An 18,199-nucleotide genomic window follows, 5' to 3' on the forward strand; every position below is an offset into this window, starting at 1 on the left:
GCGTGTGCGAATGGTCCTGGTGGTGCTGCTATGCCAGCAACCTCTACGCGTGCTACGAGTGCTTCGGGCCAAGCCATACGTGTTGCACAAAGGATTGTACCGGCGTGATTGCCTCCAAGATCGTCCACATCTCACCGGTGAACCCGCAAGTCTGCCCCGAATTCGAGTCGTGCCTCGGATGCGACATGTGCGGCTGAAGCTCTACTGTAGGGGGCTACGAGGATTTGAGAGGGAGTCGAGATATCGACGGATTGTGGATCTGCGCCATCGATGCGCAGATCCCAGCCGGCCGGGCACGTCTGGCGGCGGAAATCGGCCGCGCGCAATCAGCTCCGATATCCATCGGCGGGTGTAACCGGTTGCCCGCTCCACGTCGCGCGTCTTTATAAATCCATCCAGTTCTTCGGCGATCTGCTCGGGGGTCGGGCTGGTGGAATGCGTCGGCATGTTTTCTGCACCACTATTGAAGGTGGGCAGACTGTGCCGGTACGCATCAGCTATGTGCGAGTAACAATGTGGACCGACGCCAAACCGTATTGTTTTGGGACAGCTCGCTCGGTCATTGCCCTGATCCGCTTGCTCGCGCTATCGGCACGATCTTGCTCGGCTTGCCGTCGATGATCGAACGCAATTCCGCTTCCCATGTGGCGAGAGCACGTTGCTTCTCGTCCCAGTATCCGTAGCGATCGTAGACAGCGGTGACGTCGCCACCCTCGCTGTGATTCAAAACCTTGCCGACGTGCAAACGCTGGATGCCGAGCGTGGTCATGTGCGTGGCGGCCGTGCGGCGCAAGTCGTGTGGCGTAAATGGCTCGCAGCCGAACAGCTTCTCGTCCACCTGATTGTTTCTCAGCGCTCGCGACAGAGCGCGCTCACTGATTGGCTCGGCAGGTTTGAGCGTCGAATGCACTGACGGCAGCAGATATGGGCGGCCATTCGCGAGTCTGCGCAACTCCTCGATGATCTCGATCGCAAGGTCGGTGAGCGGGACAACGTGCGGGCGTTCGCTCTTGTTGTCGCCGATACGCCAGAGTCGTTGGGCAACGTCAATATCGTTGAACTTCGCCTGCGCGATCTCACCGGGGCGCTGCGCGGTAACGAGGATAAGTTTCAGTGCAAGCCGGATCGGCAGTGAGATCTTCGTCTTCGCATCGTCCAGGCCGAGCCAGAACCGTCCGATCTCGTCTCGGTTAAGGCTGCGTTCCTTTGCGTGCTCCTGACCGCCGGGCTTCTTCAGAAGGCCGGCGGCCGGCGAGCTCGGGATCAAGTCACGCATTGCTGCGAAGTTGAATACTTGGGCCGTCAGGTCGCGGACCCGATTTGCCATTACAGTGCTACCACGCGCGAGGATCTTGTCGATGATTAGCACGAGGTCGCGCTTCGTGATGTCGCTCGCCGGTTTATCCTTCACCGGTGCCTGCAGAAGATGGACCCGCAGCAGCCGTATCGCTTCGCGCGGCCGTTTGCGGTGACGACGGGCGTGGTGCCACGCCCATTCGGCGATGACATTGCGGACCGTGACGGCCTCCGTTAGCTGTCGCGCTTCCTCCTGGCGCTGGTGCTCGATGCGCAGCCGTTCCCGCTCGACCTTCGGATCAAGGCCCTGCGCTAACTGCTTGCGGACTTCGGCATGCGCCTCGTGCGCTTGATCGAGCGTCATCGCGGGATATTCGCCGAGCGTCAGCCACACGGGCTTGCCGTTGCGCTGATAGCGGACCAACCACACGAGAGCGCCACCTGTGCGGTGACGGAGGATGAACCCGACACGGCCGGCCTCACTGTATGTTGTGTCCTCGGCGGGGCGGCTATCGAGCAAAGACTTCAGCCAAGTCGGGGTAAAGCGCTTTTTCGCCGGCATGGTGTCGGTCTGGCCGGCAGTGCCTACGACATGCGAGGCGTTCGGTCCGGCTACAGTCCGGCTACAGTTTATTTCATTCTAGACCCTTCCGCAGCAGTGCTCGGAAGAGTAGGATTGAAGCCGCTGAAAGACTGGTTTTACCGGTATTTTCGTGGCTCGGAAGAGTGATGAACTAGGCGGGTGCGAGAGAGGCTTTCAAGCGCATGGGGTGCAAGGGGTCGCGAGTTCGAATCTCGCCGTCCCGACCAATCAATTCAACGACTTAGAACGACGGTCTTTTGGTGGTATCTCTCCAGGGTACAGCTAAGGGTACAAAGTCGTCCGCTCCTGCCTTCATCCACTCGTAGCAGGAGAAAGTTCATGCAACCCGATGATTTTCCGTGCCTCACCGCCGGCCACTCTCGACCGCTCGACGTCATCGTGCCCGCCTGATCGCGAAGTACTGAGTTCGAGAAGCGAGCCGCCGCGGTGTTAGAGCACCACGACGGCCCTGACCACAACTTCACCTGAGTTAGAGGTGGTGTCATGGCTGTGTTCATTATCCCGCGCATCGAGCGCGGTCGTCTCCATTTCCAAGTCGCTGACCTTCTCGTCCCAGATCTGGCGCTAATCGTCGGAGGTGCCGCATGGACGGCATGACCGACATCGCCGAAGCGCACGCCACTGCGCTTGTTTTGCGTGCCACCGCAAAGGCCGTTCGCGGCGAACGCGGCCCGCTGATGTTCCGACTCAATCGTGCCGCCGACATTCTCGATGGCATGGCTGCGCTCGCTGTGCGGTGCCTTGAACGCATCAAGCAGTTAGAAGAGGAACTGCGTCAGTTCCGGGCCGGTGGGAAGTGAGCGGCGCCGGCAAGGCCGGGAGGCGCCCCGAGCGCGCCTCGGGCCAGACAACGGCGCTCGGTCTGGACCCGCTCAATGTGGCAATCAGAAACATGCAATTGGCCCACGCCGTCGCGACAGTGGCGGAACGGGCAGCAACGCACGACATGGTCGAGGTTCACTGCCTGGCTGACGTGCTCGTCGCCATCATTCCTCTCATTGAGCACGGACTCGATGCGCTCGATGCACTGGAGGCGCGGCAATGATCAAGCAGGAAAGCCGCACATACTTCAAAGCCCTCGGCGCATACGTCACTACACTACGGAAATCGCGAGGAATGACTCAAGCGGAGCTTGCGCGCGCTATCGGTGTGTCACAGCAGGCTGTGTTCGCGTACGAACTTGGCGACCGCCGCATCTCCGTGCTCGTGCTTGCCAAGCTCGCGAACGTATTTTCGACCCCGGTCGGAGACCTCGTCGGCCTGTCCAAGCCGGTACGCGAACGGAAGGGGCGATTGTCTCCGCGCTGTATGAGACACGCGGAGCGGTTGCAGGCACTGTCGAAGACGCAACAGCGCTTTGTCATCCGAATCATCGACGTTCTGGAAACCAGTAATACAACAAAGCACTGATAGCGATCCATAAGGCAGTGCTGCGAAGTGAGCCCGGCCCCGCGCCGGGCTCTTTAATTGGCGCAACCTTAACGATGCCAAGCGGCAGCGCCAAACCTCCCTGCTCTTTGATGCGGCCGAGGTTTGCGCCGCCGTGAACCCGCCCAGCTACGCCGGAGCACGCATCAACGCATCCACCTCCTGCAAACCCCTCGCGGCTCCGGCGCGACCGGCAAAGGTGTTGACAGTGTCAACACCAAGACAACGACAGCCAGCAAAGTCCGCTAACTTCCAAGGTAGACCTTGGTGATCTCTATCCGCTCGTGCCCAAGCTCCCGGCTGATTATCAGGCGAGCTTCGAAATCTGCAAGGCGCTGAGAGACAGTCAAAGACTGCGTCGATGGCCCGCCGGCTGCCGGGGGTTTCCAGCCCGTCAGAGCTTCGTAACGCAGTTGGGCGTACGCGTGCCGCAATCCATGCATGCGCTTCAATTCCGCCATCTTGCATTGGCGGTCGTAAACGTGACGTTGCTCGATGTACGTTTTGTCGGCAGGAATCAAAGAGCGCTCGCCCACGAGTTTGTGTGCGAAATCGAGGGCCGCCCGCTGTTCCGATGAGATGATTGGAATAACGCGCTCACGACCACCTTTCGTCCACGATCCTTTTATTTTCAGGTGGTCGCCTTGATCGGCATAGTGCGGCTGGAACTTGATGCTCTCTTCACGGCGCAATCCGAACACTCTTTGCAATTCTAAGCTGGCGCGAACATACGGATCGCTGACCCTGCCCAACTTGCCTTGAACCTCGGCCGCCTTGCTTACATTTGTCACAAACACTCGTTTTGGAATATCAAGCTGGATGTTGCTGGACGCTATCAGCCCCTTCCTGCCGATCTTCTCAGCCCACCAGCGCAGATGCGCCATCCTGTTCTTGATCGTTCCCGCCGACAGTCCATCATTCCGCCAACGTCCAAGCAGCGCGTCTACATGCTTGCCGTTCAACGATGTGGCTTTCAATTGCCGGAAGCCGGCCTCCTTCAGTTGTCGAGCCATCAGTTTCAAACAATCCCGTCGATCGCCTTGCGTAGCATGGCTGCCATCTCGATTCCGGTCGCAAAGCTGACGCAACGTATGAGCCAAATTATTCATCGTCTTCCTCCAAATGCCGTTAATCCAAATTCCACTAAACAACCTATTGCTGAGGTGACCGCTCGGTCAGTGTTAATGCCAACTCGCGTCAAGCGAGATCCCCCGAAGGGGCAAGGGCCAGGCGCTCAGCGGAGCCTGTTGCCTCGGCTGAGGCTTCCGCCGTGCCTTCTGTTGAAAGCTCGGGCGGAGGTTTTGCAAAGGTGGAAGACGATGCGGATCTACGTGGATAAGTTGCCTCCTATGTGGAAGTGGTTGAAGAACGGAGCACCGATCGCAGCCATGCGGCTGCGATCGGCGCAGAGAGTGACGACGCACGATGACGTGCTCGGCGGTGCGTGACCAAAGCGGCTCAACCTCCTTGGGGGAGGACGACGCGCGAGTGAGCTTGTCGCGTCTAGGTGGGGCGACCGATTGGGTACGGCATCAGCAGGCTTGGTGCTCGCATGATGTGGCGCTTATGCCCCGGCGCCGGTTGCCGGTGATTGTCTCCGCCGGCAGATCAGTCGCGAGCGAGTCTGCCCGGTGGCTATCATGTGAGCGACATTAAATACGATACGGCGCGCGACCATATTTTTGCTGCAGTTTCGAGGGCCGTCACTGCGGCGTGCAGTGACGGCCCGCGAAGCATCGGAAGAAGGTGCAGCAACAGTCAATCGACTGTTGCAGGCATCACCGGAGACGGAATCGGATTGGCGGAGCCCCGACAAAAGCTCGTTAGCCCGTCAAGTCGGCGACCGCGGGCATTGCGAGATTGAGTCAAGATATCGACGGATTGTGGATCTGCGCCATCGATGTGCAGAACCCAGACAACCTGGCACGTCCGGCGGCGGAAAGCGTCCCCGCGCGATCAGCTCCGATATCCATCGGCGGCTGTAACCGGTCGCGCGCTCTACGTCGCGCGTCTCCACCAGTCCATCCAACTCGTCGGCGATCTGCTCCGGGGTCGGTCGTCGGGAATACGTCGGCATGTCTGTTGCACCGCTATGAGGTGCGCAGACAGTGCCGGTAGGCCGGCCGAGCGCGAACAACAATGCAGAAAAGTCCTACCCGCATTGTTGGCTACTAATTTCTCGCTACACAGGACCGGCGGTACGCGCGGCGCCTGATCGGGTTGCATCGTGACGCAGTCTCGCCCGAGCGGGGATGCGAAAACCTGATAGGCGCTGCCTATGCGCTCGGCTCAAGCTCCGAGCATCGGCCGCTTAAGCGAACTGCTCAAGGCAATCTTCTGATTGCGGAGGTGCTCCATGCGCGCGCGTCATCGACTTCTTGCCGTCTCATTCGGCCTGACGATTGCCACGACGTGCGCAATTGCTCAGACCCCGATCGTGTATCCCGCGAAGAAACAAACCGCTGAACAACAACAGAAAGACACTGGCGAATGTGCCGCGTGGGCGAAGCAGACGACGGGCGTGGACCCGGCTGTCCTGGCCGCGGCTCCAGCAGCTTCCGCTCCACCGACGCCTGCCGCGCAGCCGGACGCTGATTCAAAGGGACCACAAGGGGAGCGCGTGCGTGGCGCTGCGCGGGGCGCCGTAGCGGGAGCGGCAGTCGGTGAGATTGCCGACAACGATGCGGATAAGGGTGCCGCAGTGGGTGCGACGGTTGGTGCGGTCGCCGCAGGCGGACGCGCACGTCGCGAAAGCAAAGAGAAGCAGGAAAAGGCGGCTGAGCAGCAGGAACAGGCCGCTGCGGAACAAAAGGCGGCAGACCAGGCGACGGAAGCCAAAAGGCAAGAGCAGCTTGCAACCTACAACCGTGCGAATGCCGCCTGTCTGGAGGGGCGCGGCTACGTGTTGAAGTAATGTCGTGGGAGACAGGACGGCGATCAGGCGTGCACTCAATGCGATCGTGAATGGGCCGCGACGACGGAACCAATGGTTGAGCGTCGGCCCGGCAACACGTCTTCGCCGTTCGAGCCCCCTCACCCGTTACTTCCCGCTGGTGCTTGCCGCCGTGAGCTTGTCCAGCACCTGATCGAGCGAAAAGCTGCCGACCTTCTGACTCGGTGGAAACTCCTTGAACGTCGCGAGGAACTCCCCGACATACTCTTGCGCCGGCACGAGCAGGAACAAGCGGTCGACTCTCCATTTGCTGTAGCCGATGCCAACTTCTTCAGCGCGCTCGAACGGGTCGGAGCGCAAGTTGATGATCTTGGGCAAACGCAGCGGCACGAAGGGCTCCTGCCAAACATCGAGACCATGGGCGCGCTGCTCCTGAAAGACGATCTTCCAGTCGCCGTACCGCAACCCGACCAGCGAGCCATCGTCGTTCCAGTAGAAGAATTCCTTGCGCGGATTTGATCCCTTCCCGGCAACCGCGTCGGTGATGTTGTAGCCGTCCAGATGGACTTTGAAGGTCTCCTTGCCGACCTTCATGCCCTTGAGCAACTGCTCCTTCACATCTGGCACGCCGGCGGCCGCCAAGAGCGTCGGCAGCATGTCCTCGTGAGAGAAGAGTTCGTTGTTGATGCTGCCCGGCTGGATGACTCCAGGCCAACGGATCATGCAGGGCACACGGTATCCACCTTCCCAATTCTCGTTCTTCTCTCCACGGAACGGTGTGGTTCCGCCATCGGGCCACGTACAAGACTCTGCACCGTTGTCGGTGGAGTACATGACGATGGTGTTGTCCTCGAGACCGAGTTCCTTGAGCTTATCGAGGATCTGCCCAACGTGGGCGTCGTGCTCGATCATTCCGTCCGGATATACGCCAAGCCCCGTTTTGCCTTCGCTCTCAGGCTTCAGGTGCGTGTTGACGTGCATGCGCGTGGAGTTCCACCAGACGAAGAACGGCTGGTCGGCTTTCTTTGCCTTCTCCAGATAGTCGAGCGTGGCATTGGTGACTTCGTCGTCGATGGTCTGCATGCGCTTCCTGCCAAGCGGGCCGGTGCCTTCAATTTTCTGTGTACCGTCCGGATTCGCCCAGCAGTGGAGCACGCCGCGTGTCTGATATTTCCTGATCAGCGCAGGATCCTTGAAGTAGTCGGGGTTCTCGAACTCTTCCTCTGCGTTGAGATGATAGAGCGAGCCGAAGAACTCATCGAAGCCGTGAGCCGTGGGTAGTGTCTCATCCGCGTCACCCAGGTGATTCTTGCCGAACTGCGCGGTTGTGTAGCCCTGTGCCTTGAGTAGCTCGGCAATGGTGACATCGCGCGCCTGCAGCCCTTCCTTCGCACCAGGCAGACCGACTTTGAGCAGGCCGGTGCGGAAACCGGATTGGCCAGTAATGAAGCAAGCCCGGCCGGCGGTGCAACTCTGTTGCCCATACCAGTCAGTAAATAGGGCTCCTTCCTTTGCGATTCGATCGATGTTGGGCGTCTTGTATCGCATCATGCCCAGGTTGTAGGCGCTGATGTTCCAGTAGCCGATGTCATCGCCCCAGAGAATTAGGATGTTCGGTTGCTTGGCCATGACCTAATTCCTCTCGTTCATCTGGACGATGTCGAAACAGGCATTCGGGAATGCGTGGTCTCGTCTGTTGTCAGCTTCCCTCCGGCGCGCGACATTGCCTATCTGAATAACGCAGTAGGATGTGCCAGAGGATGCCGAGCAGCGCAATCAATTCTCCCGCGACCACCGGGAGATCCATGCTGAGCATCATGAGCGAGAACTCGCATAGTCCGATCAGGGTTCGGGGTACTGCGGTGTACCCCTTCTCGAACGAAATGTAAGGTAAGCGCGGGGATCGAAGGAAATTTGGCGTAGAGCCGGGCAGGAGCTACTGGCGCAACGCCCGCTTCACGCGGGGAAGGTGCGGTTCCTCGCGTGTGCCGCGGCGATCCTCGCGGCCTCCCTTCAACGTTCCGCCTGGCTGCGTGGAGCGGAGCTCATCGAGGCTAGTCCAAAGCTTGCGAATCTGGTCGATGTCTGAGCCTGCCCACGCAGGTCGGAGCCAATGGTTTTGTGTTCTACAGTTCGTTCTTGCTCGATCTTTAAGGGGCGGCAAGGGAGCCCGCTGGGTCTCTTCAACGCGCGGGTTGCGAGAGGGAATCGAGATATCGACGGATTGTGGATCTACGCCATCGATGCGCAGATCCCCGGCGGCCTCGCACATCCGGAGGCGGAAAGCACCCGCGCGCGATCAGCACTGAAATCCATCGGCGGGTGTAACAGGTCGCGCGCTCTACGTCGCGGGTCTCGACCAGTCCATCAAGTTCTTCGGCGATCTGTTCCGGTGTCGGGCGTCGGGATTGCGTCGGCATGTTTGCTCCAGCACTGTTGAGGGTGTGCCGACTGTGACCGTACTCATCAGGTAAGCGCGAGCAACAATACGGAATAGGCCGCACCCGCATTGTTGATTGCAGCTGTCCTTGGAGTTTGCTTCAAGCAGCCGTCTGCTTCGCGGCTTGCCTTTCCCCCAGCGCCACGACGTTCGACTCTCCAGCGACAATTCGCTGTAGTTCCGAGGCCCACTGATCCAGCGCCGCGCGCTTCTCGTCCTCGTAGGGGTGTTTGTTGTAGACCTTAAGCATTCCTTGCAACTTGTGATTGAGCACCTTTTCCACCCAGATGAAGTTGATGCCGAGGCGGTTCATATGGGTGGCAGCGGTCCGGCGCAGATCATGCGGCGTCCAGTGCTCAAGTCCGCATTGGTTGCGGGCAGCCGCCCTCGTCAGCGACTTTTCTTCCATCGAAGCATCGCCGAGTCTCTTGCTGTGTGCGGTAGGAAAGACATAGGCCGAATCGCGGTTCTGTTTGGCCTGCTCGTCCTTGAGTTCCTGTAGTAGTTTGATCGCCAGCTCGGACAGCGGCACTCTGTGTGCTTTCTCTCGCCGATTCTCATCCTCGGCACTGTCCGCTTTCTTGCGGCGCTTCTTCGCGGTTTTCAGATGCGCTTCGGGGATGGTCCACAGCTTTTTGTCCAGATCGATGTCGCTCCACCGCGCTTTGAGCAATTCCCCGCGACGCTGTGCCGTGACCAGCAGCAGTTTCAATCCGATCGCGACGGCGCGGGACAGGCGCGGTTCCTCGCGTGTTCCACGGCGATCCTCGCGGCCTTTCTTCAGTGTTCCGCCTGGCTGTGTAGAGCGGAGCTCATCGAGGCTCGTCCAGAGCTTGCGAATCTCGTCTACATCGAGGGCGCGCTCTCGCGGCTCCTCGGGATTCTGCTTCTCAAGGTCCGCCATCTTTTTCGCATCGATATCGTGTCCTTGGCTTGCGCCGAAACGCCAGAGCTTCTTGATCAACGAGACCGTGTCGTTGGCCACCGCCGGCGCCCGCTCATCGATCGCGCGTGTGAGCAGTACCGCATCGCGCAAGGTTAATTCACTGACTTTGCGGTAGCGCCATTTCGGCTTGGCCTCGGTACCCAGGATCTCCGCGTTCAACAACCTTTCGCATTGCCCGGGATCTTTGTGCCGTTTGCGGACGTACTCGGCGACGAACTCGGCAGCGAGTTGCTCGACGGTCAGCGCGGCGGCGGCCGCTGCCTTTGCTCTGTCCGTCGCGATCTTCTGCTGCTTCTGGTGTTCCTTGGGATCAATGCCGCGCCCTCGGAGCTTGTGGTTCTCTTTCAGGCGCTCGTGAAACGTCGAGAGAGTAATCGCCGGGAACGGACCAATCGTGATCGGATCACCGTTGTTGCGGTCACGGAAGACCTTGCGGCCGTTCGGGTAGATGCGCAGTTGGCCGCCGGGGACTGGATTGCCCTCTGCGTCCTCGCATGGAATGGAAACATCGTATCGCCTGGCTTTTGGTTTCAGCGCCTTGATCTGGGTCGTTGTGAGTGCCACGTCTGTACCCCGCGTACCCCGTTGTGAATGCAAACGACCGGGGCGGACATGCTTCTCGCGATGGTGTCGCGACCCATCTGCGCGTATTGCGCCGGGGTACAGCGAGGGGTACAGTCTGATTCGTTCTTGGCCCTTCCGCAATGCTCCCAGCAATGGAGTAGCGGAAAGCCTAGAAAACACGGCAGAAGCGGACACTTACGTCGTTTTGAGTTAGGAACATTTGGGCACTCTCACGAAGCGAGAAAGTTCATGGGGTGCAAGGGGTCGCGAGTTCGAATCTCGCCGTCCCGACCAATCACAAAACCCCTCGAATTTCAGCTCTTAGCGCTCCTTCGCGCCACTCCTTCGAGCTTCGAAAACCGGTCGATTTCTCGATCCAGCTACACCTCCGGCTACACCTAGCGTTCGGCACAAGAGCGGGCCGCCCGCCAGTGCCGGTTCGTCGGTGACGATCTTGCGGACGTCGGGGTGCCGAATGCGCGCCCTCGATCACTGTCCCAGCTGGTACGCGAACGGAAGGGCCGGATCGTCGGAGGAAGCTGCAGCAACCCTCATTCGACTGACGCAGATATCGCCGGAGCGAGGCTCGGCTTGGCGGAGCCCCGCCGACCCGGCGGCGCTCCGCGCTTCAACGTCCACTCGAATAGCAGCCATGCGAGACCTGTCGCAAGCGTCGCGCCGATCAGAAGAGGTCAGCAGGTCGCGATAGGGACCCGAGAAAACTACAGGGTCAGTTGCCAGTAAGTAACATCGACCCACCGGTTGAACTTGAAACCAACTTCCTTGAAATGGGCGACCTTCTCGAAGCCAAACTTCTGGTGCAGCCGCAGACTCGCCTCGTTCGGCAGCGCGACTCCGCCAATAACAGCATGTGCCCCAACTGCCTTCAGCGCGGCAAACAACTGCGCGTACAACCGCGACCCAGTTCCGGAATTGTCGAGCCCGGAGCGCACGTAGACCGTCACTTCCGTGGAGTGCCTATAAGCAGCGCGCACCTTCCACTTGTGCGCGTAAGCAAAGCCAGTGACTCGATGGTCGCGCGTGGCTACGAACCAAGGCAGCGAAGTAGCTTGAATGTCGGCAATTCGCTGCGCCATTTCAGGAGCCGATACCGGTTCCTCTTCGAAGGTGATCGTGCTCGTCAGCACGTAGTGGTTGTAGATCTCTGCGATCTGTCCGGCGTCATCGAGAGTTGCGGGGCGGATTAACTCGTCCAATACATCCATGCAAGTTCCTCCAAGAGACCTTGGGCCCGCAGTCGAATGGCGGAGCCGATATGTTCCGCCAGCCCTGCATTCAAAATCAATCGACTGTTGCGGGCATCGCCGGAGCGCAACTCGGCTTGACGGAGCCCCGCCGGCTCGGCCGCGCTCGGCGCTTCGTCCGTTCGAATAGCAACCATGAGAGACCTGTCGCAATCGTTGCGCCGATCAGCTGGGCCGCAATGAATGCTGGCGCATCGGCCGGACGTATGCCGGCGAAGGTGTCGGTAAGTGCTCTAGCGACAGTGATCGCTGGATTCGCGAACGATGTGGATGCAGTAAACCAGTACGCTGCGCCAATCCACAAGGCAACGAGCCAGGGAGCGTCACGCTCGCGTCGATGGCCGAGCACGACGAGCAGCAAGCCGCACGTTGCGACAATCTCGGATGCGAATTGCGCTGGACCACTGCGGATGTGTGTAGATATCTGCAGCAGCGGTAGATCGAACATCGCATGCGCGAGCATCGCGCCGACGCAGCAACCCGCAACCTGAACAGGAACGTAAGCGAGCGCGGCGGCCCACGTCATTCTTCGAAGTAGCGCCATGACCAGCGTCACCGCTGGATTGAAGTGAGCGCCGCTCACCCGAGCGAATAGCGAGATCAGCACGACAAGAATTGCAACCGTCGCGCCCGTGTTCGCCAAGAGCGCAACGCCGGAATTTCCCGCCGCCAATTGCGCGCCCATGATTCCAGAGCCGACGACCGTAGCCGCCAGGAGAATGCCGCCGCATGCCTCGGCCGCAAGTCGGTGAGGCAGCGCTGCATTCATAGATGCCCGATTTCGTTGAGTCGATGCTTGAGCGTTTGTTGATCCAGCGAAGCAATTGGAAGAGCGACGAATGCCTTGATTCTCTTTTCCAGCGCATCGAAGGCTTCACGGAAGGCGCTGCGCTTGTCAGCGTCGCTTCCCTCGACGGCAGCGGGGTCAGTGATGCCCCAATGCGCGGTCATCGGATGTCCGAGCCATACCGGGCAGACCTCGCCAGCCGCGTTGTCGCAAACCGTGAATATGAAATCGAGCGTCGGAGCGCCCGGCCCGGCGAATTCATCCCGGCTTTTGCTACGCAAGTCAGCGGTCGGAAACTCCAGGCGCTCCAGCAGCTCGAGCACCAGCGGATGCACGGCCCCCTTGGGATAACTTCCGGCACTGAAGCCGCGGAACTGGCCCGCGCCCCAACGATTGACCAGTGCTTCCGCCAGAATGCTGCGCGCCGAGTTACCCGTGCACAGGATAAGCACGCTGTACGAATGCTTGCTCATGGCTCACGTCAGTCGCTTCGACATACATACGGCAGACGCAGGACACAGCGAGCGAAACTCGGCGGTTGCCTGAATCAGCCTCGGTACGCTTGCACGTTCGACGCGGGTGTAACCGTGACGAGTAAAGAATTGCTCGGCGGTCTGCGTGAGCAGTACCAACTCGCGAATGCCAAGCGCTGACGCATGACGTTCAAGCGCGTCGAGCAACGAGCTACCGAGACCGCCATTCTGGCGACCCTTGGCAATCGCCACGGAACGGACGAGCGCCGCATCTCCAAAAACCTGCACACCACCTGTCCCGATGAGCTCGTCGCCATCTTCGATGACGACGAACTCAGGACGGCACTCGGCGAGGTCCGACGTCGGCAAGCTATTCGCCTGCAACAGCGCGATGATTCGCGTCGAATCGTTTAGCGTCGCTGTTCGGACCTGTGTCGTCGTCATGCGCAGCACTTCTGCGCAGACTTCGATTGCACAACGGACCTTGGCTCACAGCAGGCGCCAGGCGCTGCCGCGTGCGTTTGCTCACCGCCACCGTACTCTGTGCTTTCGCCCGTTGTGAGAAACGTTTCCCACTGAATGCCTTGCGGGTCGGCGATCCAGCTCTTTTCACTCTGAGCGTAACAACACGTCGTCGCGCCGTCCTCGCGGATCGGACCTTCAGCTTGCTGCAGGCGTTCGTAGACCTCGGCCAGTTCCGGCTTGTTCTCGACCTGGATGCCAAGGTGCCGAATGCCCGGCTCGGAGCGCCGCTTGCTGATCGCGAAGTTCACGCGCGGATCCTCGAGCATCCATTTGGCGTAATCGTTCTTTACAACCGCAGGTTCAGCAGCGAACAGGGCTCGATAGAAGCGGATGGAATCTTCGATATCGTTGACGCTGACATGGACGTGAAGGCGTTTCATGCTGTTCTCCGAGTCTTGCGTGTAGTGGCTTGGCGTCCGACCGGCGCTGGCGCGCATTTCGAGCCGCAATCGGCCGATGCGCTGCCAACGCAGCAGTTTTCGGTGAGATAGCCGACAAGATCATTCATCGTGCCGAAGTCGGCCGCGTAGATGAGCTGACGGCTCATGCGCTGCTGCGAGATCAATCCGGCTCGTTGCAGCGATTGAAGATGAAAGGTCAGCGATGACGGCGCCAGCTTCAGCCGTGCCGCTATCTCTCCCGCTGCCAAACCCTCGGGTCCGGCTTCCACCAACATTCGATAGACCGCCAAGCGATGCTCGTGCGCCAGGGCGGCAAGTGCGGCGACGGCTTCAGGTGATCTCATGACTATCCGACCATTCGAGGATTGTCGAAATGATGATCCACTTTGAGTGATCCTGTCAATCGACTTTGGAGGACCCGCAGGACATTCGCGGAGGTTGCTGATTCAGCTCGCGGGCTGAATGTGGACGTCGGCACCCAATTGAGATTTGATCGAGCAGCGGCGGCCTTGCTGTTCCGGGGCCGGGCGGGATTGTGTCGGCGCGAGTTCCCTGACTCCGCTGTCCAGATCGGGATTGACCACGCGTAATGTTCGGTCTCATCCTATGCTCGACGCCCTGCAACAGATTCCGCAGAATACCGGCAAGGTGGGCGGCCGCTGCAAGGGTTAGCACACAAGTAATATAAGTACAGCGGTGACGTATGCGCGCAGCTCGGCGCCATGCGTAAAGGACAATTTCATGCGTGCATTACGCCTGCTTGGCGTGTTCATTGCGTTCGGCTGCATTTCTGCGTGCAGCGGCGGCGGCGGTGGTGGTGGCGGCGGGTCTAATGGCAATTTCAGCATCGCCTCGACGAGCGTGACGTTCACGGCTCCTCTGAATGGCGTGACGCCTGCACCGCAGACCATCACCGGCTCGATCACCGGCGTTCAGAGTAACGTCTATCTGTACGTCCTTCATACCGACACGGCCATCGCGACCGCCTCGGTAAGCGTCACGGGAAGCACCAGCGGCGAGCTGACGATCTTTCCGAAGCGGCCGCAAGCCATCGGTCTCGGAACGTTCACCGATACGGTCACGGTGCGCGCCTGCCTGGACTCTAACTGCGCTCGCGAAATTTCCGGCAGTCCCCGCACGATCTCGGTGACCTACAACGTCGTGGGAATCGCCGTCGAACAGGCCAGCGTCGCTTTGTCCGCCGTTGAAGGGACGCCATCGCAACCGGCCACGGTGAATGTGCGCAATGCATCCGGCAACGGCGCCCTGACTGCGAGCGTGACCTACAACACCGGTAGTGATTGGCTGACCGTGACCCTAGCCAATGCAGCGTCAACGACGCCGACAGCGACGTTAGTCGGTGCATCGAACCTTGCTCCAGGCAACTACAGCGCGGTCGTGCGATTCACGGCGGGCAGTCTCTCCGCAACTATGCTCGTTACATATAACGTCGCGAGCAATCTCGGCTTGGCTGCGAGCAACGTCAGCTTCAGCGCGGCCACGGGACAAAACCTGCCGCCGCCCGCGCAAGATCTGAATGTCACCGCTGCGCTCGCATCCACCACCTATTCCATTGCCGTTACGTATGGAGCTAATGGCTCGGGCTGGCTAAACGCGAGCGGCGGCAACGCGCCAGGGGTTCTGACACTGCAACCGAACGCGACCAACCTCGGACCAGGAACGTTCGCAGCCTCCGTCGTGCTGACGCCGGCAACCGGATCGAGCATTACCCTGCCGGTGACCTACACGCTCACCGCGTCTTCGTTGATCCTGCAGCCGACGACTTCGGCTTTCACGATCAACGCGGCTTCCACCTCGGCAAACTCGTTTCTGCAAAGGACCGTTACCACCGATGCTACGGGCGCCGCCCTGAACTGGACCGCCACTTCCTCGGTGCCGTGGCTTACGGTGACCGGCAGCGGCACTTCCGGCGGCCAGGCGATTCTGGCTTTAGTGCCTTCCGAGCTGGAAGATCTGCGGAACGGCCAGCTCGCGGCGGTCGTGACTTTCAACTTCACCGGCACCGGCGTGCCCAACGCAAGCAGCACCTATGCGGTCACGCTGAACCTCGATCTGCCGACGGTCGACTTCGTTGCACCGTATGTCGCATACACCAATGAACAGAAGGAAGTCGTCATTCGCGGTTCCGGATTCAGGCAAGCCAATCTGCCGCAAGTGATGTTTGGTAACGCGCCTGCCGCTTCCGTCAACGTGCGCAGCAATACCGAGATCCGCGCGGTTCCGCCCGCCGGTCTCGCCGATGGCGAGCGGCCGGCAATAATTATCGACAACAATCTCGGCCTGGACCGCTCGCAGGCAGAACTGGTCGTGCGCGATCATCCCAACTATCCGTACTTTGCGCTGGCCAGGGATGGCGGCGGCATTCCCAGCCAACACGTCATCTACGACGCAGAGCGCGACGCCGTCATCACCTCGATCACCCGGCCCGTGAACATTGTAACGAGATATCAATACCTCTCCGGCAGCGGCACCTGGAGCGCGACCACGCTCCCCTATCCAGAACTCGTCGATATCGCCATGAGTCCGGATGGGCGCGAGCTGTTGGTGCTATCGTCGGGCCGCTTGCATCGCGCAGATCCCGTGACACTGGTGTCGACCAGCAGCGTCGCCGTGCCGAACTTCAATTCTGTTACAACGAGCCAGCTCGCCGTCGCCAACGACGGCAAAGTCATCATTCGGGATTCGGCACGCGTGTACTCGTTGCTGGACGACACCTTCACCACCTTGCCGGGCATGACGGGCTATAACGGCATCAACATGAGTCCCGACGGCAGCCGCGCGACGATGGGCGCGGCCACCAATTCATTCGACATCCCCCTGTCGTACTACGATTCGGCGACCGGCACTCTGAACACAACCAACGCATTCCAGTACTACTCGCCCGGCAGCATGGATCGACACGCGACCAAATCGCTGTCCGGTCCGTACGTGCGTAACGATGACTTCTCGGTGTTCGGCGAGTTGCGATTAGGCGGCGGTAGTCTGCTCGGCGATGTTCTGTCGCCGGACGGCGAGCGCGTCTACGTCTTCCGATACGGTACGGGCAGCAATCCCACAGGCACCATCCGTATATTCGATGCACGTGTGTCGCAACCGGTGCTGCCGGAGCTGACGCCGCCAATCACCATTCCCGCCTCGGACTATCCGGGCGGCACACAGCTGCGGATCAGCCTCGACAGCCGAACGCTGTTCCTGCTCGGCGAGGATCATTTTGTGGTGCAGCCGGTGCCCTAGCCACGACAGCTCACCGCAACAGGTCTCATGGAGACCGAGCAAAAGAACGAGCTGCGCGCGATAGCTGACGGGTTGTGCGCAGCCCGTCAGGGCGTCTGATTCGTAGTTGCTGCAAGCTTCAACTATGACTTCGGCAGGGAGAAGAAGTGATGCATGGAAAGCGTTCGTTGCGCCTCTGCTCGTTGGTCGTCAGCGGGTGCCTGTTGGGCGCATGCAAGGACGGCGAGGATGAAAAGTCTTACGATTGTTCCGTCTTCCCTGCGGCAGAGTCCTCTCCTTACATACTGCCTTGGCACGTCGGCCATAAATACGTGGCAAGGCCCCACGCCGCACGCGAGACGACCCTGATGCGGTATGCGATCGATGTGCCGATGCCTATCGGAACAGACATTCTGGCCATTCGCGCCGGTGTCGTGATCGGCGTGATCGAGAACTACGTGGATGGCGACAACACGCCCGGGCACGAGAACTGGGTGTTCGTGCGTCATGAAGATAATACGGTCGCCGCCTATGCACACTTGACGAACATGGGAGCCGTGGTCGAGGTGGGTGAGTCCGTCGCCCAGGGAGCATTGATCGGATGGAGCGGACACACGGGCAACAGCACCGAGCCTCATCTCCACTTCGATGTGAGGCCCGCTTGTCTCGGAGGCCTGCCTTGCACATCACTCCCGTCGGAAACGGTTCCTCTGAATTTCAGAAACGCGCAGCCCAGTCGCGGCGACCTGTCATGCGGACTGCGAGCAGGCGTGTCCTATACAGCCTTGGCGGAGTGATATTCCCGTCGCAATGCAGCCTCGATGCGCGCAACCAGTTCGGCGGCATCGGCTGCATCGTTCTTCAGCGCAAGCCTCGCCCACCCGGCCGCCATTTCCAGATCAGCTTCGGTGCCCTGCCCCGTGAATAGACACTGCGCGACCGCCGCCTGCGCCTCGACATGTCCCCCTTCCGCCGCCTGCAACCAATGCTCGAACGTCCGCTCGAGCGATCGCTCCACGCCTGCACCGTCGCGATAGCACAACGCAAGCGAAAAGTGACTCGCCGCATCACCGGCATTGGCACCCTCTTGATACAGACGAGCCGCTTCGACGGCGTTCTTCTCGACACCGTAACCCACACTGTGGAAGGCGGCCAGAAGCCGCCGCGCCTCAGCCGATCCATGCGCGACCGCGCGGCGGGCCCAATACACGGCCCTCCCCGCATCGCCGCCGCGGCCACGCCTGTCGTGATGGCTCAGCGCCCTCTCAAACTCAAACCTGGCGACGCCCGCGGCAGCCAGCAGCCACATGCCGCCATGTCGAATCAAACCAATGATCGTCATG

At 60.3% G+C, this 18,199-nt stretch carries 18 protein-coding genes; 7 read left to right on the forward strand and 11 right to left on the reverse strand.

The features are described from left to right. Nucleotides 1-559: 559 nt before the first annotated feature. Complete coding sequence (locus GYH35_RS09255; RefSeq protein ID WP_161816591.1) at nt 560-1,858, reverse strand: tyrosine-type recombinase/integrase; 1,299 nt, start codon at nt 1,856-1,858, stop codon at nt 560-562. A 626-nt stretch (nt 1,859-2,484) separates the two neighbouring features. Between GYH35_RS09255 and GYH35_RS09260 the strand changes: the two genes are divergently transcribed. From GYH35_RS09260 to GYH35_RS09270, 3 genes are read left to right on the forward strand one after another with little or no spacing between them, the layout of a single operon-like run. Then, the gene (locus GYH35_RS09260; RefSeq protein ID WP_161816590.1) at nt 2,485-2,700 is read left to right on the forward strand and encodes a hypothetical protein; all 216 of its coding nucleotides are present in this window, start codon (nt 2,485-2,487) and stop codon (nt 2,698-2,700) included. Beyond that, nucleotides 2,697-2,945, forward strand: a complete 249-nt coding sequence (locus tag GYH35_RS09265) for a hypothetical protein (protein WP_161816589.1) — start codon at nt 2,697-2,699, stop codon at nt 2,943-2,945. The genes GYH35_RS09260 and GYH35_RS09265 overlap by 4 nt, the downstream gene beginning before the upstream one ends. After that, nucleotides 2,942-3,310 carry a helix-turn-helix domain-containing protein gene (locus GYH35_RS09270; RefSeq protein WP_161828236.1) on the forward strand — a complete coding sequence of 123 codons (369 nt, stop codon included), beginning with the start codon at nt 2,942-2,944 and terminating at the stop codon, nt 3,308-3,310. Before GYH35_RS09265 ends, GYH35_RS09270 begins: the two co-directional genes overlap by 4 nt. A gap of 263 nt (nt 3,311-3,573) precedes the next feature. On the opposite strand, the gene GYH35_RS09275 is transcribed toward GYH35_RS09270, so the two are convergent. Continuing rightward, nucleotides 3,574-4,437 carry a phage integrase N-terminal domain-containing protein gene (locus GYH35_RS09275; RefSeq protein ID WP_161828237.1) on the reverse strand — a complete coding sequence of 288 codons (864 nt, stop codon included), beginning with the start codon at nt 4,435-4,437 and terminating at the stop codon, nt 3,574-3,576. A 210-nt stretch (nt 4,438-4,647) separates the two neighbouring features. Between GYH35_RS09275 and GYH35_RS35110 the strand changes: the two genes are divergently transcribed. Both GYH35_RS35110 and GYH35_RS09280 read left to right on the forward strand, forming a co-directional pair. Further along, the gene (locus tag GYH35_RS35110) at nt 4,648-4,776 is read left to right on the forward strand and encodes a hypothetical protein (protein WP_268894922.1); all 129 of its coding nucleotides are present in this window, start codon (nt 4,648-4,650) and stop codon (nt 4,774-4,776) included. A gap of 908 nt (nt 4,777-5,684) precedes the next feature. Next, complete coding sequence (locus GYH35_RS09280) at nt 5,685-6,242, forward strand: glycine zipper domain-containing protein (protein ID WP_161828238.1); 558 nt, start codon at nt 5,685-5,687, stop codon at nt 6,240-6,242. A gap of 126 nt (nt 6,243-6,368) precedes the next feature. Here the strand turns inward: GYH35_RS09280 and GYH35_RS09285 are convergent, their stop codons facing one another. From GYH35_RS09285 to GYH35_RS09320, 8 genes are all read right to left on the reverse strand, one after another. After that, on the reverse strand, nt 6,369-7,850 hold the full coding sequence (locus tag GYH35_RS09285; RefSeq protein WP_161828239.1) for an arylsulfatase: 1,482 nt from the start codon (nt 7,848-7,850) through the stop codon (nt 6,369-6,371). 911 nt (nt 7,851-8,761) lie between these two features. Next, on the reverse strand, nt 8,762-10,171 hold the full coding sequence (locus GYH35_RS09290) for a tyrosine-type recombinase/integrase (protein WP_161828240.1): 1,410 nt from the start codon (nt 10,169-10,171) through the stop codon (nt 8,762-8,764). A gap of 722 nt (nt 10,172-10,893) precedes the next feature. Further along, complete coding sequence (locus GYH35_RS09295; protein ID WP_161815702.1) at nt 10,894-11,397, reverse strand: arsinothricin resistance N-acetyltransferase ArsN1 family B; 504 nt, start codon at nt 11,395-11,397, stop codon at nt 10,894-10,896. Between the two features lie 76 nt (nt 11,398-11,473). Then, on the reverse strand, nt 11,474-12,205 hold the full coding sequence (locus GYH35_RS09300) for an aquaporin (protein ID WP_161828241.1): 732 nt from the start codon (nt 12,203-12,205) through the stop codon (nt 11,474-11,476). After that, on the reverse strand, nt 12,202-12,696 hold the full coding sequence (locus GYH35_RS09305; RefSeq protein ID WP_161815703.1) for an arsenate reductase ArsC: 495 nt from the start codon (nt 12,694-12,696) through the stop codon (nt 12,202-12,204). Before GYH35_RS09305 ends, GYH35_RS09300 begins: the two co-directional genes overlap by 4 nt. A gap of 3 nt (nt 12,697-12,699) precedes the next feature. Further along, nucleotides 12,700-13,140 (reverse strand): arsenic resistance N-acetyltransferase ArsN2, encoded by a 441-nt coding sequence (arsN2, locus tag GYH35_RS09310; protein ID WP_161815704.1) that lies wholly within the window; start codon nt 13,138-13,140, stop codon nt 12,700-12,702. Further along, nucleotides 13,137-13,601, reverse strand: a complete 465-nt coding sequence (locus GYH35_RS09315) for an ArsI/CadI family heavy metal resistance metalloenzyme (RefSeq protein WP_161815705.1) — start codon at nt 13,599-13,601, stop codon at nt 13,137-13,139. Before GYH35_RS09315 ends, arsN2 begins: the two co-directional genes overlap by 4 nt. Beyond that, the gene (locus GYH35_RS09320; RefSeq protein WP_161815706.1) at nt 13,598-13,966 is read right to left on the reverse strand and encodes an ArsR/SmtB family transcription factor; all 369 of its coding nucleotides are present in this window, start codon (nt 13,964-13,966) and stop codon (nt 13,598-13,600) included. Before GYH35_RS09320 ends, GYH35_RS09315 begins: the two co-directional genes overlap by 4 nt. 397 nt (nt 13,967-14,363) lie before the next feature. Here GYH35_RS09320 and GYH35_RS09325 point away from each other — a divergent pair, with 397 nt between their 5' ends. Beyond that, complete coding sequence (locus GYH35_RS09325) at nt 14,364-16,877, forward strand: IPT/TIG domain-containing protein (RefSeq protein WP_161815707.1); 2,514 nt, start codon at nt 14,364-14,366, stop codon at nt 16,875-16,877. Nucleotides 16,878-17,224: 347 nt separating this feature from the next. Next, a complete protein-coding gene (locus GYH35_RS09330; protein ID WP_268894928.1) occupies nt 17,225-17,653 on the forward strand; it encodes a M23 family metallopeptidase in 429 nt (142 codons plus the stop codon). On the opposite strand, the gene GYH35_RS09335 is transcribed toward GYH35_RS09330, so the two are convergent. After that, nucleotides 17,632-18,198 carry a tetratricopeptide repeat protein gene (locus GYH35_RS09335; protein WP_161828243.1) on the reverse strand — a complete coding sequence of 189 codons (567 nt, stop codon included), beginning with the start codon at nt 18,196-18,198 and terminating at the stop codon, nt 17,632-17,634. The two genes, GYH35_RS09330 and GYH35_RS09335, sit on opposite strands and share 22 nt — an antisense overlap. Nucleotide 18,199: the final 1 nt, after the last annotated feature.

Origin of the sequence: Steroidobacter agaridevorans, from assembly GCF_009932555.1 — a bacterium.
Taxonomy (GTDB): Bacteria; Pseudomonadota; Gammaproteobacteria; order Steroidobacterales; family Steroidobacteraceae; genus Steroidobacter; species Steroidobacter agaridevorans.